Origin of the sequence: Novosphingobium sp., assembly GCF_031424035.1 — a bacterium.
Lineage (GTDB): Bacteria > Pseudomonadota > Alphaproteobacteria > Sphingomonadales > Sphingomonadaceae > Novosphingobium.
Genome location: NZ_JANPGP010000129.1, coordinates 1 through 26,663 on the forward strand (window position 1 = coordinate 1; position 26,663 = coordinate 26,663).

At 63.1% G+C, this 26,663-nt stretch carries 26 protein-coding genes; 15 read left to right on the top strand and 11 right to left on the bottom strand.

Translation table 11 applies throughout. The features are described from left to right. The first annotated feature begins 239 nt into the window (after nucleotides 1–239). Together RMO89_RS17495 and RMO89_RS17500 are read left to right on the top strand one after the other, a co-directional pair. Nucleotides 240–482 carry a hypothetical protein gene (locus tag RMO89_RS17495; RefSeq protein WP_310534747.1) on the top strand — a complete coding sequence of 81 codons (243 nt, stop codon included), beginning with the start codon at nucleotides 240–242 and terminating at the stop codon, nucleotides 480–482. A gap of 387 nt (nucleotides 483–869) precedes the next feature. After that, the gene (locus tag RMO89_RS17500) at nucleotides 870–2,378 is read left to right on the top strand and encodes a PAS domain-containing protein (protein WP_310534749.1); all 1,509 of its coding nucleotides are present in this window, start codon (nucleotides 870–872) and stop codon (nucleotides 2,376–2,378) included. A gap of 66 nt (nucleotides 2,379–2,444) precedes the next feature. On the opposite strand, the gene RMO89_RS17505 is transcribed toward RMO89_RS17500, so the two are convergent. From RMO89_RS17505 to RMO89_RS17515, 3 genes are all read right to left on the bottom strand, one after another. Continuing rightward, a complete protein-coding gene (locus RMO89_RS17505; RefSeq protein ID WP_310534750.1) occupies nucleotides 2,445–2,825 on the bottom strand; it encodes a response regulator in 381 nt (126 codons plus the stop codon). A gap of 43 nt (nucleotides 2,826–2,868) precedes the next feature. Next, on the bottom strand, nucleotides 2,869–3,543 hold the full coding sequence (locus RMO89_RS17510) for a sigma-70 family RNA polymerase sigma factor (protein ID WP_310534752.1): 675 nt from the start codon (nucleotides 3,541–3,543) through the stop codon (nucleotides 2,869–2,871). 127 nt (nucleotides 3,544–3,670) lie between these two features. Continuing rightward, the gene (locus RMO89_RS17515; RefSeq protein WP_310534753.1) at nucleotides 3,671–4,189 is read right to left on the bottom strand and encodes a hemerythrin domain-containing protein; all 519 of its coding nucleotides are present in this window, start codon (nucleotides 4,187–4,189) and stop codon (nucleotides 3,671–3,673) included. A gap of 388 nt (nucleotides 4,190–4,577) precedes the next feature. Between RMO89_RS17515 and RMO89_RS17520 the strand changes: the two genes are divergently transcribed. Continuing rightward, nucleotides 4,578–5,366: a response regulator gene (locus tag RMO89_RS17520; protein ID WP_310534755.1), complete on the top strand. Its 789-nt coding sequence runs from the start codon at nucleotides 4,578–4,580 to the stop codon at nucleotides 5,364–5,366. A 97-nt stretch (nucleotides 5,367–5,463) separates the two neighbouring features. On the opposite strand, the gene RMO89_RS17525 is transcribed toward RMO89_RS17520, so the two are convergent. Then, the gene (locus tag RMO89_RS17525; protein ID WP_310534756.1) at nucleotides 5,464–7,143 is read right to left on the bottom strand and encodes a CHASE domain-containing protein; all 1,680 of its coding nucleotides are present in this window, start codon (nucleotides 7,141–7,143) and stop codon (nucleotides 5,464–5,466) included. A gap of 221 nt (nucleotides 7,144–7,364) precedes the next feature. Between RMO89_RS17525 and RMO89_RS17530 the strand changes: the two genes are divergently transcribed. Both RMO89_RS17530 and RMO89_RS17535 read left to right on the top strand, forming a co-directional pair. Beyond that, the gene (locus RMO89_RS17530) at nucleotides 7,365–7,535 is read left to right on the top strand and encodes a NepR family anti-sigma factor (RefSeq protein ID WP_310534758.1); all 171 of its coding nucleotides are present in this window, start codon (nucleotides 7,365–7,367) and stop codon (nucleotides 7,533–7,535) included. Beyond that, nucleotides 7,528–8,100, top strand: coding sequence for a sigma-70 family RNA polymerase sigma factor (locus RMO89_RS17535; protein ID WP_310534759.1), 573 nt, complete (start codon nucleotides 7,528–7,530; stop codon nucleotides 8,098–8,100). Before RMO89_RS17530 ends, RMO89_RS17535 begins: the two co-directional genes overlap by 8 nt. A gap of 43 nt (nucleotides 8,101–8,143) precedes the next feature. On the opposite strand, the gene RMO89_RS17540 is transcribed toward RMO89_RS17535, so the two are convergent. Continuing rightward, nucleotides 8,144–8,752 carry a superoxide dismutase gene (locus tag RMO89_RS17540; RefSeq protein ID WP_310534761.1) on the bottom strand — a complete coding sequence of 203 codons (609 nt, stop codon included), beginning with the start codon at nucleotides 8,750–8,752 and terminating at the stop codon, nucleotides 8,144–8,146. 133 nt (nucleotides 8,753–8,885) lie between these two features. Continuing rightward, a complete protein-coding gene (locus RMO89_RS17545) occupies nucleotides 8,886–9,155 on the bottom strand; it encodes a GlsB/YeaQ/YmgE family stress response membrane protein (protein WP_310534762.1) in 270 nt (89 codons plus the stop codon). A 102-nt stretch (nucleotides 9,156–9,257) separates the two neighbouring features. On the opposite strand from RMO89_RS17545, the gene RMO89_RS17550 reads away from it, so the two are divergent. From RMO89_RS17550 to RMO89_RS17565, 4 genes are read left to right on the top strand one after another with little or no spacing between them, the layout of a single operon-like run. After that, nucleotides 9,258–10,496 carry a diacylglycerol kinase family protein gene (locus RMO89_RS17550; RefSeq protein WP_310534763.1) on the top strand — a complete coding sequence of 413 codons (1,239 nt, stop codon included), beginning with the start codon at nucleotides 9,258–9,260 and terminating at the stop codon, nucleotides 10,494–10,496. Nucleotides 10,497–10,532: 36 nt separating this feature from the next. Beyond that, entirely contained in the window at nucleotides 10,533–10,790 is a 258-nt protein-coding gene (locus tag RMO89_RS17555) for a hypothetical protein (RefSeq protein WP_310534764.1), read from the top strand. Nucleotides 10,791–10,806: 16 nt separating this feature from the next. Further along, nucleotides 10,807–11,094, top strand: a complete 288-nt coding sequence (locus tag RMO89_RS17560) for a hypothetical protein (protein ID WP_310534765.1) — start codon at nucleotides 10,807–10,809, stop codon at nucleotides 11,092–11,094. A 22-nt stretch (nucleotides 11,095–11,116) separates the two neighbouring features. Continuing rightward, nucleotides 11,117–11,416, top strand: coding sequence for a hypothetical protein (locus RMO89_RS17565; protein ID WP_310534766.1), 300 nt, complete (start codon nucleotides 11,117–11,119; stop codon nucleotides 11,414–11,416). Between the two features lie 271 nt (nucleotides 11,417–11,687). Here RMO89_RS17565 and RMO89_RS17570 read toward each other — a convergent pair whose 3' ends face one another. Continuing rightward, the gene (locus tag RMO89_RS17570) at nucleotides 11,688–12,956 is read right to left on the bottom strand and encodes a hypothetical protein (RefSeq protein ID WP_310534767.1); all 1,269 of its coding nucleotides are present in this window, start codon (nucleotides 12,954–12,956) and stop codon (nucleotides 11,688–11,690) included. 1 nt (nucleotide 12,957) lies between these two features. Continuing rightward, complete coding sequence (locus RMO89_RS17575; protein WP_310534769.1) at nucleotides 12,958–14,205, bottom strand: glycosyltransferase 87 family protein; 1,248 nt, start codon at nucleotides 14,203–14,205, stop codon at nucleotides 12,958–12,960. Nucleotides 14,206–14,388: 183 nt separating this feature from the next. Between RMO89_RS17575 and RMO89_RS17580 the strand changes: the two genes are divergently transcribed. The 3 genes from RMO89_RS17580 to RMO89_RS17590 all read left to right on the top strand — a co-directional run bounded on the left by RMO89_RS17580 (nucleotide 14,389) and on the right by RMO89_RS17590 (nucleotide 18,116). Beyond that, nucleotides 14,389–15,141 carry a glycosyltransferase family 2 protein gene (locus tag RMO89_RS17580; protein WP_310534770.1) on the top strand — a complete coding sequence of 251 codons (753 nt, stop codon included), beginning with the start codon at nucleotides 14,389–14,391 and terminating at the stop codon, nucleotides 15,139–15,141. Beyond that, entirely contained in the window at nucleotides 15,138–15,863 is a 726-nt protein-coding gene (locus RMO89_RS17585; RefSeq protein WP_310534771.1) for a TVP38/TMEM64 family protein, read from the top strand. Before RMO89_RS17580 ends, RMO89_RS17585 begins: the two co-directional genes overlap by 4 nt. A 147-nt stretch (nucleotides 15,864–16,010) precedes the next feature. Next, nucleotides 16,011–18,116, top strand: a complete 2,106-nt coding sequence (locus RMO89_RS17590) for a bifunctional (p)ppGpp synthetase/guanosine-3',5'-bis(diphosphate) 3'-pyrophosphohydrolase (RefSeq protein ID WP_310534772.1) — start codon at nucleotides 16,011–16,013, stop codon at nucleotides 18,114–18,116. Between the two features lie 157 nt (nucleotides 18,117–18,273). Here the strand turns inward: RMO89_RS17590 and RMO89_RS17595 are convergent, their stop codons facing one another. Together RMO89_RS17595 and RMO89_RS17600 are read right to left on the bottom strand one after the other, a co-directional pair. Then, a complete protein-coding gene (locus tag RMO89_RS17595; RefSeq protein WP_310534774.1) occupies nucleotides 18,274–19,767 on the bottom strand; it encodes an amidase in 1,494 nt (497 codons plus the stop codon). A 16-nt stretch (nucleotides 19,768–19,783) separates the two neighbouring features. After that, nucleotides 19,784–22,684 (bottom strand): CHAT domain-containing protein, encoded by a 2,901-nt coding sequence (locus RMO89_RS17600; protein WP_310534775.1) that lies wholly within the window; start codon nucleotides 22,682–22,684, stop codon nucleotides 19,784–19,786. A 170-nt stretch (nucleotides 22,685–22,854) separates the two neighbouring features. Between RMO89_RS17600 and RMO89_RS17605 the strand changes: the two genes are divergently transcribed. Next, the gene (locus tag RMO89_RS17605; RefSeq protein ID WP_310534777.1) at nucleotides 22,855–23,547 is read left to right on the top strand and encodes an ATP-dependent Clp protease proteolytic subunit; all 693 of its coding nucleotides are present in this window, start codon (nucleotides 22,855–22,857) and stop codon (nucleotides 23,545–23,547) included. A 159-nt stretch (nucleotides 23,548–23,706) separates the two neighbouring features. After that, nucleotides 23,707–24,963 (top strand): ATP-dependent Clp protease ATP-binding subunit ClpX, encoded by a 1,257-nt coding sequence (clpX, locus tag RMO89_RS17610; RefSeq protein ID WP_310534778.1) that lies wholly within the window; start codon nucleotides 23,707–23,709, stop codon nucleotides 24,961–24,963. Between the two features lie 32 nt (nucleotides 24,964–24,995). On the opposite strand, the gene RMO89_RS17615 is transcribed toward clpX, so the two are convergent. Then, the gene (locus RMO89_RS17615; RefSeq protein ID WP_310534780.1) at nucleotides 24,996–25,571 is read right to left on the bottom strand and encodes a hypothetical protein; all 576 of its coding nucleotides are present in this window, start codon (nucleotides 25,569–25,571) and stop codon (nucleotides 24,996–24,998) included. 150 nt (nucleotides 25,572–25,721) lie between these two features. On the opposite strand from RMO89_RS17615, the gene RMO89_RS17620 reads away from it, so the two are divergent. Continuing rightward, on the top strand, nucleotides 25,722–26,585 hold the full coding sequence (locus RMO89_RS17620) for a VOC family protein (protein WP_310534781.1): 864 nt from the start codon (nucleotides 25,722–25,724) through the stop codon (nucleotides 26,583–26,585). Nucleotides 26,586–26,663: the final 78 nt, after the last annotated feature.

Sequence of the window (26,663 nt, forward strand, 5' to 3'; positions counted from 1 at the left end):
GGTCACCACCCAGCCGCAGGTATCGGGGCAATCGTGCCCGCATGCGCCTTTGACTGTGCTGGAAGGGGAATTCATCGCTAACCTGTCTTTGCGCATTTCCCGGCGACCATAGCCGCAGAGCGGTCCGGAGCAAATCGCCGCAACCGGCAAGGGAACAAATGCTGCGAACAGGCATTTTGAACGCGATCAGCTCGCCATAATCGGCAAAGTCCGGCAAGCACCAAAATGAGGAGTTCGACATGAGCGATACCAGCAATTCGCCCGATCACGTCACGATCATCAAGGAAGGCAGTTCAAGCGGCGGAATCGTCCTCGGCATAGCCGTGGCTGTTATTCTCGCGATTCTGGCCTTCATGGTTTTCTCGGGTTCGAACAAGGCTGATCCGTCGGACGCATCAATCAAGGCAGCGGCCGAGAAGGTCGGTGCAGCTGCGGACAAGGTCGGCAATGCCGCGCAGGATGCGGCGAAGAAGGTCCAGTAATACCGCCTGACTGATTTCAATCAGCAAGGGTCGCAACGCCCCGGTGCCCGCCAAGGTGCCGGGGTTTTCCTTTGCCCGCTGAGTGCACGCGAAAACGCCGCCCCAATGGGACGGCTGCAATAGGTTAAAGGCGGGGTGTAGCGTGGAGCCCCCGCACTCGGCGGCGGATGAAAGCGAGAGCTCCACGTTATGTTGTGACTGCCGGCGTGAAAAGTCCGGCGCGTCGTCGGAAGGGTAAACCGACCGGGCCCGTGATTTGTTCCCAGAATTGAAAAACTCTATAAGATTGATTGGCGGGCCAGCTTTTTGACGGGAACCCAGCGGCACTGACTTGCGTTCCCCCAGAAGCGCGATCATCCCGGCGCTGACGCCTTTCGGAGAATGCGTTTGACCACCCCGACCCGCAACGAAGCAGAGGCCAAGCGCCTGGCCATTCTTGACCAGTATCCCCTCGACCGGTCGGACGAAAACCGGTTGAACCGCATCGCGCGGCTGGCGGCAGAGATCTGCAATGCCCCGATCGGTCTGGTTTCGATCGTCGAGGAGAACCGGCAGGTTTTCATTGGGCGTTCCGGCCTCGATGTCTGCGAGACGGAGCGCGAACATTCGTTCTGCGAGCATGCCATGGGCCAAAGCCAAGCGATGGTCGTTAACGACGCCACGCGGGACGATCGTTTTGCCACCAACCCCTTGGTCACCGGTGATCTGGGCATCCGTTTCTATGCCGGGCAGCCGCTGGTTTCCCCCGAAGGCCAGCCGCTTGGCGCGCTATGCGTAATCGACCATGCGGCGCGTGACGGGCTGACCCCCTTGCAGGCCGATTCGCTCGCCACATTGGGCGAAGTGGTGATGAGCCTGCTTGAAGGGCTGCGCGCCGATGCGCGCGCGGAACTGGAGCGCAGCGAATCGCTGGTGCAGGTTGCAGAACTGGAACAGCGCTTTGCCGTGCTAGCGGATTCCTTGCCGCAGCTGGTCTGGTCGACGCCGCCTGACGGCCTGTCGGACTATTTCAACGGCCCTTGGTGCGATTTCACCGGCCTGCCTGCCCAGGCGAGTTATGGCACTGGCTGGCTATCGTTGCTTCACCCGGAGGACGCTCCTGTCGCCGCGCAGGCCTGGAGCCGCGCCGTTACCACCGGACGCTCCTATGAAGTTCGCTATCGCCTGCGCCGGCATGATGGCGCCTATCGCTGGGTGATTGCGCGCGGGCTGCCGCTGTTCGATGCCAATTACGAAGTCATGCGCTGGATCGGAACCTGCACTGACATCGATGATGAAATGGCCAATGCGGATGCGCTCGAACTGCTCAGCCAGGAACTGCATCACCGCATCAAGAACATCTTCGCGGTGATTGGTGGGCTGGTTTCGCTGAGCTCTCGCAGCCATCCCGATGCCGCCGATTTCGCTGCCGAGCTGTATGGCCGCATTCTGGCACTGGGCCGCGCTCATGCTTTTGTCGGCAGCCCCGGCAGCCGCAGTGACGGCACCACGCACGGCGGGCTGAAAGGCATGCTGGAGGAGCTGCTATCGCCTTACATGATCGCCGGCAGCAACCGTATCACGATCACCGGTGACGAGATCGCGGTTGACGATCGCTCGGCCACGCCGCTTTCGCTGGTGTTCCATGAACTGGCGACCAATTCGGCCAAATACGGCGCGCTGGGCGTGGATGAGGGAACGGTTGAGATCGCCCTCGAGGCTGGCGATACAGTGTGCCTGCGCTGGATCGAGCATGGCATTGCCAAGACTGGCGAGGCCATGCCGGGCGGCTTTGGTTCGCGCCTGATCGACATGAGCATCAATCGCCAGCTGGGTGGCAGCTACATCACGACTTGGGGCGATAGAAGCCTGGAACTGGAGATCAGCATTCCATCAGGAAACGTCCAGCGGGTCTGAGGTCCTTGACTTCGCAAGCCGAAGGAAAACAATCTTCGCATTGGGGCGGCATTTGCCGTCACGAAGTCAGTTGAGCCGATGAACGCCCGGCGGCGGGTTATTTCCGGCGATTGCGGCTTCTACTGCCGAAATGACCACATCGGGGCGAAACGGCTTTTGGACATAGCCAATGGCGGTTTCGGGCGGATCGGTGATCTGCGCCGGGTTGGCAGTGACGAAGATGATCCGCGTGCCAAACTGGCTCGCAAGGGCGCGGGCAACTTCATTGCCCGTCGGCCCATCGCGCAGGTTGAGGTCGACGAGGGCAACCACTGGCGCACGCTGGATCGAGTCTGCGCCCTTGCGGTCGGCTACGATGCCAAGGACATCGTACCCTCCGGAGGTGAGAATGTCCTCTAGGTCGAGTGCCACGAGGAGTTCATCTTCAACGATCAGGATATCACGCATTTCAATGCTAAGCCTATAAGTTCCTTACCAAAAAGCCACCAGGTCAGGCAGCTTGCAGCATGAGTTGGTCGCTGCGGTTTCCGCCGTTGGCGATATGACGCATACGGGCGAACAGCAGTTCGGTTGCATTTCCTTCCATGACAAAGTCATGGCGCGAATCTGCCAGCTGTCCGCCGTCAATGATGGCGGCAAGCATGGCGCGGGCGCGGCAGATGCGGCTTTTGACCGTACCCAGCGCAATGCCGCAGATCACCGATATCTCCTCATACGAGAAGTCGCCGATCGCCACGAGGATCAGCGCATCGCGGTAGGATTCCGGCATGGATTCCAGCGCGCGAAGAACGTCGGTCAATTCCAGGCATTCTTCCTGGCCGCCCTTGGTGCGAAGGGTGCGTTCGGCCATTTCCTCGTCATACTCGCCGGTAAAGCGGGCACGGCGGGTCTCGCTGTAGAACTGGTTGCGCAAGATGGTGAACATCCACGCCTTGAAATTGGTTCCGGCGCGGTAGCTGCCACGCGCTGACCATGCCTTGAGCATGGCCTCCTGCGCCAGATCGTCGGCGCGTTCCGAACAACCCGACAGCGTACGCGCGAAACCGCGCAAATGCGGAGCGATGCGGGTCAGGGCGGTACGGAATTCTTCGTCGCTGAGGCTGGGTGCCGGCACAATCTCAACCGTGATTTCCGGTTCGATCGTCAGGGTTGTGTGCTGTGCCAAGGGGGCCTCCTCCATCTTGTTCATGGGGGTTGAACACGGATGGAGGCGGAATGGTTCCCGGAGTTGCCCTGGATTTGCCCTTGATTTGCAAAGTCACTGCATGACCATTGCAACCCGGCCGAAAGCCTCAATGCGCGGCGTGGAGCTTGGGGGTAATCTCTGCCTTGTCCTTTTCTACCGGCTTGCGGCGCGAAAAGACGCTTTCCATGTAGTCACGGTCAGCCTTGTCGAGGTGCTTTGACACGGCCTCGAACAGCTCCTGCTCCTCCTCGCGGATGTGGTGGAGGTATTCCTCCTTGAGCGCGCCGAAGCGCACCAGCCATGATCCCTTGGCCATGTCGCGCGCCGCCAGTTCGTTAAGCAGGTCGTCGATTTCCTTGTGCTCGGCCACGGCATGGCGGCCCTGCTCGGTGATCTCCGGTTTGCGCAGGACGCTGGACCAGAGCGCCTGCTCTTCGGCGGCGGCATGTGCCTTGAGTTCGTAAGTCAGCTCTTCGAACAATGCCGCGCGTTCGGGCGTGTCTCCGCTCGTCTCTGTAATCGCGGCGAGAAGTTCGCGGTGGCGGTCATGGTCCTCGATCAGGCGGCCGAAAATGCCGGGCTTGTCACGAAAGCGGGTGTCGGGCTTGCTGCCGATGCGGGCCATGGAATGCTCCTGAGAAACGGGAAAGGTCGGCGGGGCGAATTTGCCCCAGCAGTTGCGTCAACAACGGTCAATCTGCAGCGATGTTCCCGGCGACTTCACGGGAACCAATCCGGATCGGGCGCGTTTTAACAGTCGCAAAGGCCGGAATCCGGCCGCCGGGGAGTTTGTGTGATAAGTCAGCGCATGATCAGGCAGCCTAGGAAACCGAATCGGGTGCAGGTCCTCGCGGACGATCTCCTGACTGGGCCGCGCCGAGTCCGGGCTGCCCGCTTATCCGGCTGCGTCCTATCTCTGCCGAACTTGCCTCTGCCAGCCTTAAGGCATATCCCCGTCACGCAAGCACCGGGCGCCTGTCCGGCAACACCTCCGCGAAAGTAGCTAACAGACAATGGCATTCAGACAAATACTGGCCGAACGGCTACCCTTCCTGCGCCGCTATGCGCGTGCCCTTACCGGCTCGCAGCATTCGGGCGACGCCTATGTGCGCGAACTTCTGGAAGCCGCCTTGCAGGACGAGGATCTCCGCGCTGAACTGGTGATGGGCCGCGTCCAGCTTTACCGCGCCTTCACGCGGATCTGGTCGAATGCCCATGTCGAGCTGGCCTATGGCGGCGATGTAACGGCCCCGGAAGCCGGTGCCAATTCACGGCTTGACCGGATTCCCCCCGAGCATCGTCAGGCGCTGCTGCTCACCACGCTTGAGGATTTTTCCGAGGCAGAGGCGGCCGAAGTGCTTGACCTGCAGCCCGAGGAGGTCACTGCACTGGTCATCCGCGCCGTCGAAGAGATCGAGGCGGAGAGCGCCTGCAGCGTGCTGATCATCGAGGATGAACCGCTGATCGCGATGCAGCTGGAAGAGCTGGTTACCGATCTGGGCCATACCGTGGCCGCCACCGCGACCACGCGCACTTCGGCGACCGAGGCTTTTGCCCGTCTGCGCCCGAACCTCGTGCTTGCCGATATTCAGCTGGCTGACGCAAGTTCGGGGATCGACGCGGTCGAGGATATCCTTGCCATGGCATCGGTGCCGGTGATCTTCATCACCGCCTATCCCGAACGGCTGCTGACGGGCGAGCGGCCCGAGCCGACCTATCTCGTCACCAAGCCGTTCCAGGAAGAGACTGTACGTGCGACGATCAGCCAGGCGCTGTTCTTCGGCACGACCGAGCCCCTGTAACGCGCTCCAAAGCCGCAAGCTGAAGCAAGGGCGCTGCCTCTCCGGGCGGCGCCCTTTTCTTTTGGTCCTTGCGGACAGAACGCTCGCGGTCGTCCGGTCAGGCTGGTGTGGGGATCGGTCCGGTGCGGATGGTGAATTCGCGGGGGCTGCGCAGCGGCACGACCAGCTTACAGGTCACACCGTTGCTATCGAAGCTCAGGTCAACCGGTGCGTCGAGTTCCTGACTGACAATCTTCTCGATCAGTTCAAGTCCGAAGCCGCGGCGGGTCGGGGCGATGACCGGTGGACCGCCGTGTTCCCGCCACGATACCGAAAGCCGGTCTGGCGAAATGATGTCCCAGGTGACCGAAACCTTGCCGTCAGGCACGCTCAGCGCGCCATATTTGGCAGCATTGGTCGCCAGTTCGTGCAGCGCCAACCCCAGCGACATGGCGTCATTGGGGGCAAGCAGGGCATCGGGGCCGGCAATCTCCGCATGGGGATCCTCGGGATCGAGATAGGGCGCCAGTTCGCTCTGAACGACATCGGCGACCAGCGCATTGGTCCATTCACGCTGCGAGAGGATGTCGTGCGTAGCGGAAAGGGCGCGCAGGCGGCCGCTGAGCCCATCGGCGAATTCGTCAATATCGCGGGTCCGCCGGCGGGTGAGTGCGACGATCGACAGAACATTGGCCAGCGTGTTCTTGACCCGGTGGTTGAGCTCGCGCGTCAGCGAGGTGCGCAGTGCTGCCTGGTCGGTAAGCCATTCCAGCACCTTGCGATCTTCCGCCGCGCGGCTGGTCACCAGCCAGGCCACGGCCATCACCAGCAGGCTGATCAGCGTACCCAGTCCCAGCACGAGCAGCGAGATCCTGGTCAGTCCCGCCCCCCGGTTGGCGGACACGACGATGGTCCACTCGCGCCCGGCGAAGTCGACTTTCGCGCGCGAGAATTCGTTCTCATTGAAATCGCCGGGCGTGGCAGCGAGCAGTCTGGCAGGATCGGGCTGACCGTCATAGATAGCCACGCGGCCCGTGTTGCGATGCGCGCCGGTGATGGCCGTGCCAAGCAGTTCGGGAACCCGGACCGGCGTGTAGATGAAGCCCTTCAGCGGACCGACCGAGCGGCCCAATTCTTGCCGGCCATAGACGGGCAGGAATATCAGCACGCCGCTGACGGGTGGTTTTCCAGCATCCTGGATCAATTGCACCCGGCCTGATCCTACCGGTCGATTCAAATTCAACGATTGTTGCATCGCCGTGCGGCGGACCGTTTCGGAATACATGTCGAAACCAAGCGCGCGGGTATTATCAGGTGTGCGGGGTGCGAGCAGCGATATCACCGCCTTGTCGCCCATCGGATCCGTATCTGGATAGATGCGAAAGGGTATGTCGGAGTTGAGCCGCCGCTGTTCCGCTTCAAATGCGGGCGCGCTGCCGGCGGGAACCCAGGCGGTCCAACCCATGCCAAGCGCTCCACGGGTCGAATGGCCCGTGCTCATCTCGGCAACGAACTCCGAAAATTCGTCGTGGCTGACATCCTTCGACATGCCGAACAGTGCGGCCGCCGCCTTCAGATATGCCGTGTTTTCCGAAGCTTTGCGCTCAAGCTCGGTGGCGAGCGCATTCACATCGGTGTCGAGCGTCATCTTGCGTGCCATTGTGTCCGTCTGCTCGATATTGAGCACGAACAGCGTGGTGATCAGCAATCCGATCGCCAGCAGGGTAAACGGCAGGCTGCGTGGGTAACGGTGAAACAGGGCCTGTTTTTCGACCCGGGAGAGCAGCGCTTTGTCCATTATCTTGCTTTTCGTGCTCCCGGCGTGGCGGCGCGGCCACGGGCCAGTTCCATTATGCGATAGTCTGAACTGGCAATACGGGAACCAAGCTGACGATTAATTGTTCCAAGACTTGCCGCAAATTGGCAAGCTGTTTTACTGAATTACCGCGCACTCGCTTCGCATCCGCGCCACGGAGCCATCCCTTGACAGATCATGACCCCAAACCCGCCCCCCGCGCCATGCCTCCAAGGCGTGACCCGCAGGGCACGGCTGGCGCTGGAAAACAGACAAGTGGCAGGCAAGGTTGGGCTGACGGACTGCGCAAGCTTTACGACGGTGTCGTATCGGAACCCTTGCCGGACAGCTTCGAGGACTTGCTCAAGCGGCTGGACAAGGATGGAAATGGCTAAGCCTGCAACTGTCGAGAAAACAGCCGAAGCTGGGTCGGAACCGGCCACGGTTGCCAATCAGGATGCCGGACAAGATGTCCGCGAGGCTCTGGTCGGGCTCTTGCCGCACCTGCGTGCTTTCGCGCGCGGGCTGTGCGGTCAGGCCGAGCGCGCCGACGATCTGGTTCAGGAGGCCGTGCTGCGCGCGTGGACTTCGCGCGATTCCTTCAAACCGGGCACCAACTTCAAGGCCTGGGTATTCACTATCACGCGCAACAACTTCCTCAACGAACTGCGCCGCTATCGCCGCGAGACGCAGCTTGAGGACGGCGTGGCAGAAACGATGCTGGTGACGGCCGCCGATCAGGAAGATGCGCTGCACATGAATGACTTGCAACGCGCGCTTGACCGCCTGCCACCCGAGCGGCGGGAGGCATTGCTGCTGATCGGCGCGAGCGGCTTTTCCTATGAAGAGGCCGCGCAGGTCTGCGGTGTGGCCATTGGCACGATGAAAAGCCGGGTCGCGCGCGGACGTGCACAGCTAGGCCTGCTCCTCAACGAGGGCGCCTCGTCACCCTCAGAGTGATCGAGGCCGCCCCCATTTAAGCACTAATTGGACCAGATGCCGATCAGGCCGGATAGGTCCAGCGTTCGCCGCTGGCAAAATTGGCCGAGGCGAATTCCCAGTTAAGCAGCTTCGCCGCCGACGTCAGGTAGGCCTTCCGGTCATTGCGGCGGTCGATGTAATAGGCGTGCTCCCAGACATCGAGCACGAGCAGGGGCTTGCCTTCGCCTTCGTCCGGCAGCCCGGCGTCATGGGTCGTAATGACCGCAAGCTCGCCGCCGTGCGATACCAGCCATGCCCAGCCTGATGCGAAATGGGCCACGTCTTCCTCGACCAGCTTGGTGATCATGGCGTCATGGCTGCCGAACGCAGCGGAGATAGCCTTCGTCAAGTCGGCCGAAGGCGCGGTCTTTTCCGGGCTCAGTGATGCCCAGTAGAAGCCATGGTTCCACACCTGCGCCGACTGGTTGAACAGCTTTTGGTCCTTGCCCTTGGCGGCGGCAATGATCGCCTCAAGCGGCTTGTCTGCCAGGTCAGTGCCGGCGGTCAGCTCGTTGGTCTTGTCGACATAGGCCTTGTGATGCTTGCCGTGATGAAACTCCAGCGTCTCGGCAGAGATGGCGGGCTCAAGGGCAGCCTTGTCAAACGGCAGGGGCATCAACGTGATGGGCATGGGAAACTCCGGGAGCTGGAAAATTCATTCTGCGGACCCCAAACGAACTTGGGGGCGGTGCTTGCGCAAACCGCCCCCAGGCCCAGGTCCACCCGGATGCCGACGGGGCGGCATCGGGAATGTGGTTCAGTGCTTAACGCACGGCGCCGCGGCGGAACAGGTTCACGATTGCGAGAAGCACAACTGCGCCGATGAACGACGAGATGAGCGACATCGCGCTGAACGAACCGCTGGTAATCGGAGCGCCACCGATAAGCGGGGTGATGAGGAAGCCGGCAAGCAGAGCGCCGACGATGCCGACGACGACATTCAGGATGATGCCCTGCTGGCCATCGGTGCGCATTACCATGCTGGCGAGCCAGCCGATGATGCCGCCGACGATGAGAACGAGGAGAAGAGTCATGGTTGGGGTCCTTCCAAGCGTAGTGTGACTTCAAAACAGTTCAGCGCAGGTTCGGTTCCGGTCACCGGGAAACTTTTTGTGCGGCGACCCGTTGCTGCGGACATGGAACCCACCCCCCAACAGGCAGGCGCTACGGCCTCTCTTCGCGCCGCCCTCATCGTCAATACGCACAGCCGCAAGGGTGCCGATCAGTTCGTGCAGGCGCAAAGCCTGTTCGCAGCGGCGGGCTTGCCGCTGGCCGAAGCGCATGGCGTGCGCGATCCCTCGCAGATGCGTGTCACCGTTGAGAAGGCGCTGGCGGATGGGGCGCAGCTGCTCATCGTCGGCGGGGGCGACGGTTCGATATCGACCACGATCGGTGCCCTGATCGGCAGCGAGGCGATTTTCGCGCCGCTTCCGCTCGGCACCGCCAACAGCTTTGCCCGCGGCCTGGGTATCGGGCCGGGAATTGAAGAGGCAGTGGCGACCATTGCTGCCGGCCACGCGATCTGGGTCGACCTTGCCGAAATCGACGGCAACATGTTCGCCAACAGCGCCGCCATGGGCATGCCGCCGATGATTGGCGACACCATTCCGCCCAAGGTCAAGCGCTGGTTTGGCCGTGTGGGCTATCTGGGCTGGGCGATCTACAGCCTGATCCGCTTCCGCCCTTTCCGCCTGACGCTCGAAAGCCCGGACGGCACCGAGCAATGCTGGGCCACCGAACTGCGCATGCTCAATGGGCAATATACCGGCGGCATCAAGGTGAGCGACGAGGCCCAGCTCGATGATGGTGCGATCCTGATCCAGATCGTCTCAGGCAAGAGCAAGTGGTCACTCGCCCGCGACTGGTACCTCAGGCTGCTCGGCCTGCGCCGGCGCGAAGGCATGGCGCGCGAGATCAAGCTGACGCAGGCTCGGATCGATGCGCACCCTCGCCAGAAAGTGGCGATCGATGGCGAAGTGCTGGCCCGCACGCCATTTAACCTCAGCATCCACCGCCATGCCGTGCAGGTGATCGCCCCGCACCCGGACGCCGCGCCGCAAGGCGAAGGGATAGGCGCGGCCCTGCTTTCGGCAGCACAATCGCTGATGCCCGGGGAACCAGCGCAAGGTCTTGCGGGTTTAGATAACAACGGGCCGCAGCGGTCCCCCCAATCCGGGAGAAATACCATGGACAAGCAGAAAATCGGCGAAGGCAACTACGAAGCTGCCGAAGAATTCCAGAACGAGCAGCACGAATTCGCCAAGTCGGGCAAGGCTGAACAGAAGGCCCGCGAAGCCGCCGACGCGCTCGACGGCCCGGAAGCCGAAGAGCTGGAAAAGGCCCGCAAGGCTTCGGCTGACGGCCACTCGGTCTGAATGCCTCAGCCTGAATAACTGGCGCGGAGCTCTGCCATGTCTGCCCTGACCTTTGCCCTTGTTCTGCTTGGCTGTTCCGATGCCGGCGATGAATGCCAGGCCTTGCAGGCCCAGCAGGCGGCCTTTGCCACCCGCGCCGAATGCACGGCCCAGATCGAATCCGCGCTGATGTCGGATGTTGCAGCGCGGGCCGATTTCCCCTCGGTTCTGGCACGCTGCGAAGTCCGCACCAGCAAGGCGCGCCCATCTTATCTCAATCGCCAAGACGTCAACGCAACGCGCCCTGCGCGCTGATCTTCAGGAGTAACCGATGAAAACCCTGTTCACTTCCGCCTTCGCCGGAAAGTTCGCCGATGTTGCCAGCGATATTGTCGGCACGAACCCTTTCGTCCGGCTGGGCGCAGCCGGGCTTGCCACGCGCGTTGCCGCAGCCTCTCTCCCGCTCGCTCTGGTTGCGTTCGGCGCGGTGACGGCCTGGAGCCACTATCACAAGAGCGACAAGGCCAAGACGCGCACCAGCAACCGCCGCAAGGCGCCCGCCAGCAAATCAGCCAAGAAGGCCAGCACCCGCGCTACCCCGCAGGCAGCCACCGCCTGATTCCTCGCGAAAGGACTTCTCCATGACCGATATGACCCCGGCTGACGCGATCAAGCAGGATGAGACCAGCAATCGCGCGCCAGATCCGCGCAAGCATTACGCCAGCCCGGAAGATTTGCTTGAGGATATCGACCTCAATCCGGCAGAGCGTTCCGCCCTGCTGACTCAGTGGAAGGACGAGGTGGATTCCCAGCTCGCCGCCGAAGCTGAAGGCATGAGCGCATCAGATCCGATCCGCGCTGAAGCCGAGGCGAAGCTCGCTGGCGAAGCCCGCCGAGTCAACGAAGCGCTCCAAGCGGCAAAACTGGCCGACTGCGCCTGATCTAGCCACGCAGAAAAAAGCGAAGCCCGTCCTCGCGAGAGGGCGGGCTTTTTGTGCTCTGCGACGGTGCTTGCCGTGGCCCGGAAAAGAAGACGGGGCCTCCGGTTTTTACCGAAGGCCCCGAGAGTCACACAGCCGACAGTGGGGGGGGAGGGAGGGAGCGTCAGTCTGTGTTGATGATAAAACACGCTACGATCCCTCTGGGTTCCCGCCCGCTCAAATTTTTTGAGAAAATTTTTCGCTCCGTGGGAAACACCGGCAAATGTCCGGTTCAGCGACCAGAAGCGGCACCCCGGCGCAGCGTCAATGCCCGGCCGGGCAGCGGCGCATCACGCAGTAGGGCGACGATGGCGCCAAGCAGGGCCGGGATCACCGCCCACCACAGCAGGTCGCGCACAAACAGGGCGACATAGCGCAAGGCATCGAACTGGCCCGCGCTGGCCATCACGCCATCCTCCCACACCATCCGCCAGGCGCCGGTCCACAGCAGGGCCAGCGCCGCGCCGGTGATCCAGCGATAGATCGGCCTGCCGGTAACCGCGATCAACGCGGTCAGCGCCGGCATGACGAGGATCAGGTTGATCGCGCGGTAGCCGATGTTCTGGGCCGAGAAATAGCACGAACAGCACATCAGCGCGCCGACCAGCAGGAACGAGCGCTCGCGCGGGGTCAGCCGGGCAAGGTCGGCATGAAGCGGCTGCCCTAGTCCGATGCGCAGGCCCGCCGCCAGCGCTGCCAGCGATAGCCCGAAGCGCAGCAGCGGATCGACCCAGCGCGGCGCGCCGAACAGTTCTACCATGGTCAGCCCGACCGATTTGGATCCGAACATGTCGGTATAGAACTGGCCGATCGGGATCGAACGCAGAACGCGGACCAGATCGCTCCATGTCGCCAGAACCGCCAGCGCCGTGACCGCAATCGATACCGCGGTAATCACGAGGAAACGCCGGGGCTTTTCGCGCAGGGCAATGGCCATCGCGCCCAGCGGATAGTACTTGAGCAGGCCGGCCAGCAGCACCAGTCCATAACCGATGCGGCGCAGGGCAAGGCTGCGGATGGTCAGCATGGCGGCAGTCGACACCAGCGCGAAGATCACCAGATCGTTGTTGCCGCGCTCCATTGCGTAGACACTGGCGCTGGATGCGGTCGAGGCGATCATGATCACCTGCGCCTCACGCCCCCGCGCGGAAGGCAGCAGGAACAGCGAGCCGAGGAAAAGGACCACCCACGACAGTCCCACCCATGGCACCCATGCCTCGGTCACCGGCAGTACGGTCAGTCCCATCCACAAGGGCGAATAGGTGAACACGCGAAGCTGCGGATCGCAGGGATTGAACTCATAGGCGTCGACATCCTGCCGCAGGCAGCGTACGGCCGAGAGCACGGTGTCGGTATCGAGGAACGGGAACCAGTAGGCCTTGTTGCCCAGTAGCAGGTTGGCGTCGCGATAGAAGCCGTGCGGGGCAATGCCGAAGGCGATGGCGAGGATCGCTGCGACAAGGCAGGCGGCAATCGCCGGGGCTTTGCTGTGCAGGAACATGTCAGGCGCGTGTCGACGCGGGCTGGCGGCGCAGGCCCAGTGCGAAGTCCACCATGCCCAGCGGACGGATCAGCGCCGTGGCGCAGGCGATCATCAGGGTCACCATCCACCACCAGGCAATCTCGCGCCCCAGCCAGCCCACTCCGAATTCAAGCACGGTGCCCAGCGTCCCGCCAGCAATGGCGGCAAAGGCCTGAATCCAGTGGAACAGCAGCTCCGCCCACAACAGGCCTATCGCCACCAGCGCCATCGCCCTTAGCGCGCGCGGGGCATCAACGATCCGCAGCGCGGTGAGTGACGGCAGGACCAGAAGGAGGTTGATCGTGCGGTAGGATATGTTCTGCGCGCTCATGAAGCAGCCGATCGTCATCAGCGCGCCGATCAGCAGGAAGTCCCGCTCGCGCACCGAAAGCTGCGTCATCGCCGCGCCGGTCGCCGGTCGCAGGCCATAGCGGATGCCGATGGCCAGCGCCGCCAGCGTCATCACGCCGCGCAGGATCGATCCCACCGGTGGCGGCAGGTGGAACAGCACGACCAATCCCTTGCCGAAATTGGGCGCCCCGAACATCTCGTAAATCGGCGATCCTTGCGGCACGATCATCCACGTTCGCACCAGATCGTGCCATGTCACGGCGGCGGCCAGCAAGGTCACGACGATGGACACAGCGGTGATGGCAAAGAACCGTCCCGGCCGCTCACGCAGCGCGTTCAGCATGACCAGCATCGGGTAGAATTTGAGCAGACCCGCCAGCAGCCCCATCGCATATCCCGCCAGCCGCGCCGCCTGAGACCGGCCCATCAGCGCCGCCATCCCGGCGACCAGCGCGAAATTGACGAGGTCATTGTTGCCGCGTTCCACTGCCAGAATGGTGGCGCTGGACAGCAGACCGATGATAATCAGGATCACCGCGTCGCGGTTGCGTCCGGCGGGCAACAGCCACAGCGCGAAGACGAACAGCGCGAAAAAGGCCAGTCCTACCCACGGGATCCAGCCGATGGTCACCGGGAACCATGCCAGCACCATCCACAGCGGCGAATAGCCATAGGTCCGCGCTTCGGGATCGCAGGGGTTGAAGGCATAGACGTCGGCCCCTTCGCGCAGGCAGCGCGCGGCGGAAAGCACGGTATCGGTATCGAGGAACGGCCACGGCCACGCCCGCACGCCCCAGGTGCCGAGCACTTGCCGGTACGTCGGCCAGCTAGCCTCAAGGTAGAGCGCGGTCATGGCACAGAATACGATGACGGCCACGAGCGGCGGTACGGCGCGCCTTTTCAGTTCGTTCTGCACCTGCCCAAAGCACCCCTTGCCTGCGCGCCCGCTATGTCACGGTGCCCCCGGATCGTAAATAGCTGTTGACGGTCGATTCTCGGTATCTAGGGGAATGCCGCAGGGTCTGGCAGACCCGCCGCAAATGGGGATCGGACGCATACGATGATGAATGGTCGCAAAGTGGCGGTCGTGCTGCCGGCGTACAACGCGGCGCTCACGCTGAAGAAGACGTATGACGAGATACCGTTCGATGTCGTCGACGACGTGATCCTGACCGACGATTGCAGCCGCGACGACACCACCGAGGTTTCGCGCGCGCTTGGCATCCATACCATCGTCCACGTCAATAACCGTGGCTATGGCGGCAACCAGAAGACCTGTTATGCCGCCGCACTGGAACGCGGGGCGGACATCGTCATCATGCTCCACCCCGATTACCAGTACACCCCGCGGCTGGTCACCGCGATGGCCAGCATGATCGCCTCGGACCAGTTCGATGCCGTGCTTGCCAGCCGCATCCTTGGTACCGGGGCGCTGAAGGGCGGGATGCCGATGTACAAATACGTCGCCAACCGCGCGCTGACGCTGATCCAGAACCTGCTGATGGGCCAGAAGGTTTCCGAATATCACACCGGTTACCGCGCCTTCAGCCGCAAGGTGCTGGAAACCCTGCCGCTTGAGGCTTGCTCGGACGATTTCGTCTTTGACAACCAGATGCTGGCGCAGGCCACCTGGTTCGACTTCCGCATTGGCGAGATTTCCTGCCCGACCAAGTATTTCGAGGAAGCCAGCTCAATCAACTTCAAGCGCAGCTGCATCTACGGCTTCGGCGTGCTGGGCACGGCGCTGTCGTTCCGGCTGGCGAAGCTGGGACTGGCCAAGCCGGCGATCTTCCAGCGCGGCGTAGCGCAATGACGGAGCCGGACCGGCCCGATCCCCGGCCGGGTGCAAGTCGCCTGCCGGGAAAAGGGACGATCATCGGCGGCGTGCTGCTCGCGATTGCTGTCGCGGCGGCCACAGTGATCGCGCATATCCCCAAGACCCGCGCCACAGCAATGCGCCTCCTGACCGATCTCAGCGCCTATCCGTCCGAGCACTGGTTTGCCTTCGCCGTGGGGCAAGTGCTGATCGCCGCCTGCGGCGTGCTGCCGGCCTCGGTCATGGCGGTGATGGCCGGCGCGGCTTACGGCATGGTCAAGGGGCTGGCGATCTCCGTAGTCTGCACCTTGCTGGGCGGCTGGATCGCCTTCCTGCTTTCGCGCTCGATCCTGCGGCCGTGGATCGAGCGACTGATGTCGCGCTCGAAATTCGCCGAGCGGCTTGACGAAGCATTAGAGGGCGAGGGCTGGCACTTCGTCTTCCTGCTGCGGATTTCGCCGGTCATGCCCTTTGCGCTGACCTCTTACGGCTTCGGCCTCACCCGCATCCGCCAGCGCGACTACCTCATCGGCACGCTCGCATCGCTGCCGGCGATGGCCAGCTATGTGGGCCTTGGCGCAGCAGGGCGACAAGGCATGGAGATGAGCCTGACCACCGCTTCGCCGATGCAGTGGTTCCTGCTCGTCGTTGGCATCCTCGCGCTGCTGCTGGCGGCATGGCGCACCGGGGCCGTGGTGAAGAAGGCGATGCGGAAGTAGGGGGGCACCGGCGCAAGGACTGTCAGCGGCCTGGGCATCGGAATTCCCCCTGTATTTCCACGAGGCTAGCCGCTCGCGGCGTTATCCGGCAACACTTGTTAGGTTTTTCCTTGCCCTTGCCGCCGGTGACCCGCCATCTAGGAAGCGATGTTCCGCCAATACGAACTTGTTGAACGCGTCAAAGCGTATGATCCGAACGCCGACGAGGCGCTGCTGAACCGCGCCTATGTCTATACCGTGCAGAAACACGGCAGCCAGAAGCGCGCCTCGGGCGATCCCTATTTCAGCCACCCGGTCGAAGTTGCCGGCCTGATGACCGAGCTCAAGCTCGATCAGGAAACCATTATCACCGCCCTGCTCCACGACACGGTGGAGGACACGCTGGCGACCATCGAGGAGATCGAGCGTTTGTTCGGCCCCGAAGTCGCGCGGCTGGTCGATGGCGTGACCAAGCTGTCTAAGATCGAGGCGATGGGCGAGAACGAGCGCGCCGCCGAGAACCTGCGCAAGTTCTTCCTCGCCATGAGCGAGGATATCCGCGTCCTTCTCGTCAAGCTGGCTGACCGACTGCACAACATGCGCACGCTGCATTTTATCAAAAGCAGCGAGAAACGCACCCGCATCGCGCGGGAGACGATGGATATCTATGCCCCGCTCGCCGAGCGCGTGGGCATGTACGAATATATGCGCGAGATGCAGCTTCTCGCCTTCGAGCAGCTTGAGCCCGAAGCCTACAAGCTGATCACGGGCCGGCTCTCGCAGATCCGTTCGAGCGAAGGCGGGCAGGTCGATTCCATTGCGCTGGCGATCAAGCAGGCGCTGGCCGAAGGCGGGGTCAGGGTCGAAGTTTCCGGGCGCGAGAAACACCCGTTCTCGATCTGGAAGAAAATGGGCGAACGCCACGTCTCTTTCGAGCAGATCACCGACATCATGGCTTTCCGCGTGCTGACCGACAGCGAGGACGAATGCTACCGTGCACTGGGAGTCTTGCACCGGACCTGGCACGTGCTTCCGGGCCGCTTCAAGGATTACATCTCCACCCCCAAGGCCAACGGCTACCGCTCGCTGCATTCCTCGCTGATCTATGAAAACTCGATGCGCATGGAAGTGCAGATCCGCACGCACGAAATGCACCGGCTCAACGAATTCGGCCTCGCCGCGCACTGGGCTTACAAGCAGGGAGGGCCAAACCAGTCGATCCGGCCCGATGGCCAGGTTGGCTGGCTGCGCGACCTGATCGAAATCGTCGATGCCAGCCACGATGCCGAAGAGCTGCTCGAACACACGCGCATGGCGATCTATCAGGACCGGATCTTCGCCTTCACGCCCAAGGGCGCACTGCACCAGTTGCCCAAGGGTGCGACACCGATCGATTTTGCCTATGCCGTGCACACCGATCTCGGCTCGATGGCGGTAGGCGCGAAGATCAACGGGCGGCACATGCCGCTGCGCACCAGCCTCAACAACGGCGACGTGGTGGAAATCATCAAGAGCCGCAAGGCCAGCCCGCAGCTTGCCTGGCTGGGCTTCGTAGTCACCGGCAAGGCGCGCGCCGCCATCCGCCGCGCGGTGCGCATGAAGGAACGCGAGGAAATCGCCGCGATCGGCCGCAAGCTGTTTGACGAGATCGCCGCGCGGTTGACCGGCAAGCTGAGCAAGAAGGCGATCAAGGACGCGGTCAAGCGGCTGGGGCTGGAAGACGAGGAAGAGATGATGGTGCGGATCGGCACCGCCAAGCTCGACGACCGGCAGGTGATGGAAGCCCTGGTGCCGGGAAGCACGGCCAACCTGCCCGAGCTTGAGGACTGGCCCAAGCAGGAACGCGCCATCTCGATCAAGGGGTTGACCGCTGGGATGGGCTTCCATCTTGGCGAATGCTGCCACCCGGTGCCGGGTGATCGCATCGTCGGCCTGCGCCGCAAGGGGCAAGGCGTGGAGGTCCATACCATCGATTGCCTGTCGCTGGCCGACGGGGTTGATGCCGACTGGCTCGACCTGTCATGGGGCGAGACGACAACCGGCGCGATCGGCCGCATCCGCGCCGTGCTGCACAACCGGCCGGGCACGCTCGCCGAAGTCACCGGCATTTTCGCCGGCAACCGCGCCAACATCATTCACCTGCAGATGTCCGGCCGCGACGAGCTGTTCGGCACCTATGAGGTCGATCTCGAGGTGACCGATCTGGCCCACCTCGCCCGCATCATCTCGGCCCTGCGCGCCAGTGACGCGGTGGCCGAGGCGGAGCGGATCTGAGCCTTGACGGTCGTCACCCTGAACTTGTTTCAGGGTCGATCAAGCCTCGCGAGCGTAGTTGGGTCCGAAGGCGCGAAGGCATCGTTCGCGCTTCTGATCACGACTTTGAGCGCAAGGCTTGATCGATGCTGAAACAAGGTCAGCATGACGTTGTTTTCTATTCGCCCCAGCGCTTGAACGAAGGCTTGGGCAAAGGCGCAGTGCGGGCACGTTCATAGGCTGCGCCGGCATCCAGCACCGCCTTGTCCGCCCACTGCGCCGCGACGATCGACAGGCCAACCGGCAAGTTCTCCACCGCGCCCATCGGCACCGACAAGTGCGGATAACCCGCCACCGCCGGCAGGCTGCCCATGCCGACGCCCGGCAGTGATGCGCCGCCGGTGATCAGATCAATCGACCACGCCGGACCTTCGGTGGGGAAGACCAGCAGGCTGACCTTGTGCTTGGCAAGCAGCATGTCGATTCCTTCCTTGCCCGCCAGCCGCAACGAATTTTCGCGCGCCTTTCTGTAGGCGGCCTCGTCCGTCAGCTTGTCGGCAGCCTCGAAGGTATCCTGTCCGAACCAGCGCAGTTCCTCCGCCGCGTTGACCTTGTTCCACGCGATGACGTCCGCCAGACTGCGCACCGGCGGATTTCCGGGCAGTGATTGCAGCCAGGCGGTGAGGTCGCGCTTGAGCTCCCAGCGCAGCACGAGGCTTTCGTCGCGGTACATGGAGCCGTCGGGCTCCCAGTCGATATCAACGAGCACCGCGCCGGCGCGCTTCATATCGGCCAGCGCGGCTTCGAACAGGGCCATCACGCCGGGATGATTACCCACCCCGCGCCGCATTACCCCGATGCGCAGCCCTGACAGGCTGGCGGCGTCGATCCCCTCGGCAAAGACCTGCGCGTGGAGATCGGCCCGCGCGGTGGCCGGATCGCCGCCATCGACGCCGGCCATCGCGGTGAGGAGCAGCGCGGCGTCCTTCACCGTGCTGGTCATCGGCCCGGCGGTATCCTGGCTGTGGCTGATCGGCGCGATGAAGCGGCGCGAAACGAGCCCGACCGTTGGTTTCAGTCCGACCACGCCGTTTGCGCTGGCCGGGCAAGTGATCGAACCATCCGTTTCGGTGCCGTTGGCCGCCCAGGCAAAGCCGGCGGCAACGGCAGCTCCGCTTCCGGCGGATGATCCGCAAGGGCTGCGATCGAGTGCGTGCGGGTTCCGGGTCTGCCCGCCCACCCCGGACCAGCCGGAGGAAGAGCGCGACCCGCGGATGTTTGCCCATTCGGACAGGTTGGTCTTGCCCAGGATGACCACGCCCGCCGCGCGCAGCTTTGCCACCAGCGGGGCATCGCGGCCGGTGACGTTGTCTTTCAGCGCAAGGCTGCCGACCGTGGTGGCCATCCGGTCCGCTGTTTCGATATTATCCTTTATCAGCAGGGTCTTGCCCGCTAGCGGCCCCGGCATCGCCTCTGCCCGGGCGGCATCTCGCAGGGCATCAGGGTTGATCGCGATTACTGCACTCAAGCGCGGCCCCTGATCATCGAGCGCGTCGATCCGCTGGACATAGCCGGAGGCGTTCGCCGGAGCCGAGGTGAGGTCCGGCTTCGGGATGGAACCACAAGCGGAAAGCGCAAGCACGATCGGCAGCAGATGCGCCCGGTGTAACATCGTTGGCTACTCCCCCTCAGTTCTCGACAATAATAAACGGCGCCCAAATTGCCGGGTGCCCGGAATCGGAAATCTTGCGGTCTGCCAGCAGCGCCAGCTGCGCGCGCCGCAGGGCCTCCGCGCGACCAAGCCCGCGTCCGGCCCCGCGCACGGTCTCCACGCTCAGCATGGCGGCGGCATCATCGCGCACTTGCCAGTGGGACAGCAGCAGGGCCTTGGCCCCGGCCTGGGCAAAAGCGGTGGCGAGACCCGAATAGACAGGTCCGTCGCGCCGATCGCCTGAGGACGTGTTGCAGGCAGACAGGATCACCCAGTCCGCCGATAGCTTCAGCTGGGCAATCTCGTGCGCGCCAAGCAGACCATCCTCGCCGCTTTCCGGACCAGATGTCCCAACCAGCAGGGCAGGTTCCCAAAGATCGCGCACTTCGCCAGCCACCAGCCCGTGCGTGGCAAAGGCAATGATGCGGGCCTTGCTCAGATCGGCGGACTTCAGATGCTCCTCGCGGGCATCTGCCCCGATCAGCAGCAGGTCGTTCTCACCGGGAAGCGCATCGGCGATGGCGCGCAGTTCGCGTGCGGCATTGGGCAGGGCGGGCAGGGCGTTGATCGATGCGGCCTCGGGCGATCCGGAACGGAACAGTCCGGCGATGGCCACGCGGCGCGCGCTCGCGGCAGGCAGGTCAACTCCGCCGATGCCGATTACCATGTCCCCGGCTTTGCTTTCCGCCGCAAGGGTCAAGGGGTTGCGCAGGGCGAGATTGCCGACAACCTGAAACGACGCCCGGTGCAGCAACCAGGGCGCTCGGCGCAGGTCGCCGGAGTACTTGCGGGTGAGCAGCAAGGGCAGCGGCAGGCTGGCCAGCGCGCCGCCGCCATGGAACAGGACGTGCGATCCCGGCTTCACCCCCTTCGGGAACAGATCGCGATAGAGCTTTTCCGCTTCGGCAAATGGGAACGGCCCCAGCCCGGCAGAAGGATCCTCCACCGCGCGGCGCAGGACGCGGACCGACTGGCCAAGGTCTGCCCGGTGCCACGACATGCCACCCTTGGAAATCGAAACCACGGTCGTACCTCTCGGGCCCTCGACCGGGGCCAGCAAGGTATCACTCTTCGACAGGGTCGAGCGGAATTGCGCCAACGTCACCGGGCTGGGGCGATAACGCAGGACGAATTCGGGGAAGCGTGCCTGCAGATCGGCCTCTGCCGCTTTGACCTGGCCCTCAAGCTTCGTCACTTCGGCGGCAATCGTTGTGACCTTGTCCGACTGCCGGGCCTGCAGCGCGATGTCGTGCTGGCCTTGTGCCTGCGACAGGCGACGGGCCAGATCGAGCAGATTGCGGCGCAGGCGGGCTGCCTCTCCCTCACGGCCAGAAGCACCGGTATCGCTGGCGAACTGCTGGCCGATCGCCAGATCGCTGATATTGACGAGCTGCAACGCGGCGAAGGCGCGCCCCTGATCCCCGGCCGCCAAAGCGGTTGTGAAATAGATCAGCGCGGATCTGCGGTTGGTTTCAGCCTCGCGCACCAATTGGCGGTCAGATACGGCTATATTCGCAAGTTTGGCGGAAAGCTGGCCTATCGCCTTGTCCGCCATATCCCAGTCCGTCGCTGATGGCGATGGCGCAGACTTCTGGCGCAGGCTGGCGAGCAGCATTTCGGCCCAGATGCGGTCCGAGTGGCCGGGGATGAGGGCTTTCTGCATCACCGGCACCCAGCGCTCAGCCGCCGCGAGTGCCTCGGTGCTTTTGCCTCGTTCACCTTGCCGTTCGGCATGCTGCAGGTGCAGGCGCGCGCGCTCGAAATTGCTTTCGGCGAGCTTCTTGTCCACCTCGGCCAAGGCGTCGTCGGCAAACCGGTCATAGGCCGCCCAGTCGCCGCGCAGGGCGGCAAAATCGGCCAGTTCGTAATAGAGCGTCGCCAGCGCCTGCGGAGTATCGGTTTCGCCGCTCCTGGCGAAGATTTCGGCAGCCTTGCGCGACAGTTCTTCTGCCTCGGCAGTAGCGCCCGTCTTCTTCAGCGCAGTCGAGAGATTGCGGAGCGAAAGTGCCGTTCCCGAAGCGGTTTCGCCAATGGTCGCCACCCGGATGCGCAGTGCCTCGCGCATCATTGGCACGGCTTCGGAATAGTTGCCGTTTTCGATCAGCGCCGTGCCCAGATTGTGCACTGCGATGGCATAGGTCGGATGCTTTTCGCCTAGATTCTTGCGGCCGATCGCTTCCGCGTGTCGGGCCACCTTCAACCCTTCGGCCTCGCGGCCCGAGCGGCTGAGCACCGATGCCAGCGAGGTCATCCGCACGACGATCAGTGGATTGTCTGGCTTCAGGAATTCAAGCTGCTGTTCTACTGATTCCCGCAGCAACGGGATCGATTCCTCGATCCGGCCCGTCCGGTAATAGACATAGCCGATGCCGAACAGCGACGAGGCGACCGAGGCCCCGCGCTTGCCTTCCAGCTTTTCGCGGATTGCCAACGCGCGGCGATGATAGGTTTCCGCTTCGTCATATCGTGTCAGTGAGGACAGGATCGTGCCCATGTTGGCATAGAGCCCTGCCAGTTCCGAAGGTGCGGCTTTCGCCTGTTCGAAATGGCGGGCGGCAATTTCGTAGTGCGCCACCGCCTTGGCATAGCGCCGGGCATAGAAATGGCCGGCGCCTGTGGCGGATTCAAGGTTGCCCAGCTCCTCTTCCGGAAAGGCGTGATCTGCCTCGATCCGCTTACGCAGTTCGGCCAATTTGACGAGGTCACCTTCGGGATCCCGGCTGGGGTCACCGGCACCGAACTTGGCGACTTCTGCGATCAGAGCCTTCGTCTGTGGGCCAAGGCTTTTTACGGCATAGGACTGCGCATGGGCAGCAGGCACTGCAGCCGCAAGGCTGAGCAACGCGGCGCCAACGATCGACTTGTGAACCGGACCCATGCAACCCCCAGCACTCTGCCGGACCAGCCTATCGTGTCTGGAACAAGTCCACAATGTGCCATTGCCGGGGCATCACGAACGGGAAAAGGGGGTTAATGCCCTTGAACATCGCGGACGCAGCGCCGACATAGGCGCGTCAATTCATACGCCAAGACTACAAGAGGGACTTCATGATCGATCTGTTCAACCAGCCCGGCGCGCAAGGCAAATTCTCCGTCGATCCGATCACAGGGGCGCTCGTGCCGATGGTTGTCGAGCAGACCAGCCGCGGCGAACGCAGCTTCGATATCTTTTCGCGCCTGCTGCGCGAACGCATCGTCTTCATCACCGGCGAGGTGGAAGATCACATGGCTTCGCTGATCGTGGCGCAGCTGCTGTTTCTCGAAAGCGAGAATCCCTCGAAGGATATCTCGATGTACATCAATTCGCCAGGCGGCGTGGTGACGGCGGGTCTCGCGATCCACGACACCATGCAGTACATTCGCCCGCGCGTATCCACGGTTTGCATCGGTCAGGCCTGCTCGATGGGTTCGTTCCTGCTTGCCGCGGGTGAGCCGGGCATGCGCATCGCGCTGCCGCAGGCGCGGATCATGGTGCACCAGCCTTCGGGCGGCGCGCGCGGCATGGCCAGCGATATCGAAATTCAGGCGCGTGAAATTCTGCGCCTGCGCAAGCGGCTGAATGAGCTCTATTCGAAGTTCACCGGCAAGACGATCGAGGAGATCGACACCGCGCTTGATCGCGATACCTGGCTCGATGCCGAGGAAGCCAAGACCTTTGGTCTGGTCGACAAGGTCTTCGAAAGCCGGCCGGCTAGCGAAAGCGTAGGCGATGCAAGCGGTTCGGGCGGCGCGCCGGAATAAGGTTTCCAAGCGCTTTCCGTGCGATTAAGGCCAACGCCACCACGGTTTTCAGCCCTTTGAAAGCTTATGGCGTTATAGGGCAGGATTGATTCTACGGGGGGCGGAGCTAGACTTCGGCGAATCCCCCGCGATAATTCGGACGGGTCGACAGGATATAGAATGACGAAATTGAGCGGATCCGACGCGAAAAGCACCCTCTACTGCAGCTTCTGCGGGAAGTCGCAGCACGAAGTGCGCAAGCTCATTGCCGGGCCGACGGTATTCATCTGCGATGAATGCGTCGAACTGTGCAACGACATCATCCGCGAGGAAACCAAGGCCGGGATCGCCGGCAAGAAGGACGGCGGCGTACCCAGCCCGCGTGACATCTTCGAGACGCTGAACGATTACGTGATCGGCCAGGACCGCGCCAAGCGCGTGCTCTCGGTGGCGGTGCACAACCACTACAAGCGGCTCAAGCACAGCGCCAAGGGCGGCGAGGTGGAGCTGTCGAAGTCGAACATCCTGCTCGTCGGGCCGACCGGTTGCGGCAAGACCCTGCTGGCGCAGACGCTCGCCAAGACGTTCGACGTGCCGTTCACCATGGCCGATGCCACCACGCTGACCGAAGCCGGCTACGTGGGTGAAGACGTCGAAAACATCATCCTCAAGCTGCTTCAGGCCAGCGACTACAATGTCGAAAAAGCCCAGCACGGCATCGTCTACATCGACGAGATCGACAAGATCAGCCGCAAGGCGGAAAACCCCTCTATCACCCGCGACGTGTCGGGCGAAGGCGTGCAGCAGGCGCTGCTCAAACTGATGGAAGGCACCACCGCTTCGGTGCCGCCGCAGGGCGGGCGCAAGCATCCGCAGCAGGAATTCCTGCAGGTCGACACCACCAACATCCTGTTCATCTGCGGCGGCGCGTTTGCCGGTCTCGACAAGATCATTTCGGACCGCCTGCAGAAGCGCTCGATCGGTTTCGGCGCCCACGTGGCCGATCCGGACAAGCGCAAGGTTGGCGAACTGCTGCAGAAGGCAGAGCCCGAAGATCTCCTCAAGTTCGGCCTCATCCCCGAATTCGTCGGCCGCCTGCCGGTGATCGCCACGCTGGAAGACCTCGATATCGAGGCGCTGGTGAAGATCCTCAAGGAGCCTAAGAACGCCCTCGTCAAACAGTATGCCAAGCTCTTCGATCTGGAAGACGTGGCGCTGAGCTTCACCGACGATGCGCTGGAAGCGATCGCCAACAAGGCCATCGCCCGCAAGACCGGCGCGCGCGGATTGCGGTCGATCGTCGAAGCCCTGCTGCTCGACACGATGTTCGACATCCCAACCGAAACCGACATTGCCGAAGTCGTGGTCGATGCAGAGGTCGTCGCCGGCCGCAAGGAACCGGTGCGCGTGTTGAAGGGCAAGGAAGAGGCGGCCTGAGCCGCCCCTTCGCTACCTATCCAATAATGTAATCAGTCAGCCGGCGGCGGAGGCGGTGCGCCTTCGCCGCCCGGGCCTCCGCGTCCTTCACCGCGCGGGCGGCGGGGCGGGATCGGATCGCCCTTCTTGAAGCTGCGCATGACCACGCCGTCGCGCTTCATCGTCACTTCCTGAACTTCGGTCGACTTGAGCAGCCAGGTGGTGCCCTGCTGGACCCAGGTGTCGTTCGATGACGTGATGAATTCGCCCTGGTGCATGACGCCGTCGCGGCCTTCGCGCTGCATCTTCATGCCGCGCGTCTGCACCACCTTGGCGTTTGCTCCGTCGACCGTCACCGAAACGATCTTGCTGTCCGACTTCATCGCCGGATCGACCGGGATCATCGCCAGCCGGGTGATCATGTCATCGGCGTCTGACGTCTCGCCAGAAATGTCGACCGACTGGAAATCCTTGGTCAGGAATTTCTTGATTGCCTTGTCGTCGCGCTCATCCATGGCAACCTTGAGCCCGGCGGCACGGGCTTCGATATCGCTCTGCGCATCGGCCAGCAGCGGGGCGGAGACCAACAGCATGGTCGCGGTCAAAAGCGCGGAAATCGTCTTCTTCATCGTGGTCCTTCCATGCGGCTCCGGAAAGGGTAGCTGCCCCGGCCGGGTTTGCCAAACCAATCGCGGCAGCGGAAAGTGCCGCGCCGTGCTTGTGCGCCATGCCGCAACCCGCCTAGCCCGGTGATGAACGCAAGTCCGGGAGATGGATGAATGACTGACCGCATCAAGGTATCGCGTGTGATCCACACGATCCATGCGACCACCGAAATCGCCCGGTGCCGCGCGCTGTATCAGGATGCGCTGGGCGGGCTGGTCTTTGCCGAGAACTACTTTCCCGCCGAGGATCGCGATGCGGCGCTGCTTTATGTCACCAACCACATGGTCGAACCGATGGCGCCGCGCACTCCGGACGACCTGACCAAGCCCTTCGCGCGGATGGCTGCCAGGATCGGGCAGGCCTTCCATTCGTTCGAGCTCAAGGTTGCCGATGGCAAGGCGGCAAGTCAGGCATTTCGCGATGCCGGCGCGGTGACCGCCAGCGATTACGGGTTCTTCTTCTTCGTCAAACCAGAGGGCACTGGCGGCGTGCTGCTCGAAGTCTGCGAAGTGCCGATGCCCAACGATCCCTATGACCGGCGCGGCTGGGGACCGCAAGTGGGTCAGGGTCATGCCTCGGGCGTGCTGCGCCTCGATCACATCGCCTGCGTGGTAGCTGATCTGGACAAGGCGCTGCACTTCTTCACGCAGCTTTGCGACGGCGAGGTGATCGAGGACGCGCGCAGCGAATGTCCGCAGCCGGGCCGCCGCGCGCTGATCCAGCTGGGCGATACCCGGGTGGCCTTCATCCAGCCGGACGATGCCGAAGCCGGCGCGCTGGGCGCGTTCCTCGGCAAGGTGCAGAATGGGATCTACGCGCTGGTCTGGCAGGTCGAGGATGAGGAAAAGGCCAGCGTCCATTTTACGGGAAAATGCAGCCTTCGCGTCACTGCGGAAGGCTGCATCTCATCGGGCTTCGCCATCGAGCCGGAAGATTTCCTGGGCGCGCGGCACGAGTTCATTTCCGGCGCGATCTAGCAGACAGTCTGAAGAAAGTGGCGCCCTGCCCCCGAAGGGCAGGGGGAGGGGCAGGGCGCGGCGCTGCGTCGGTTATCG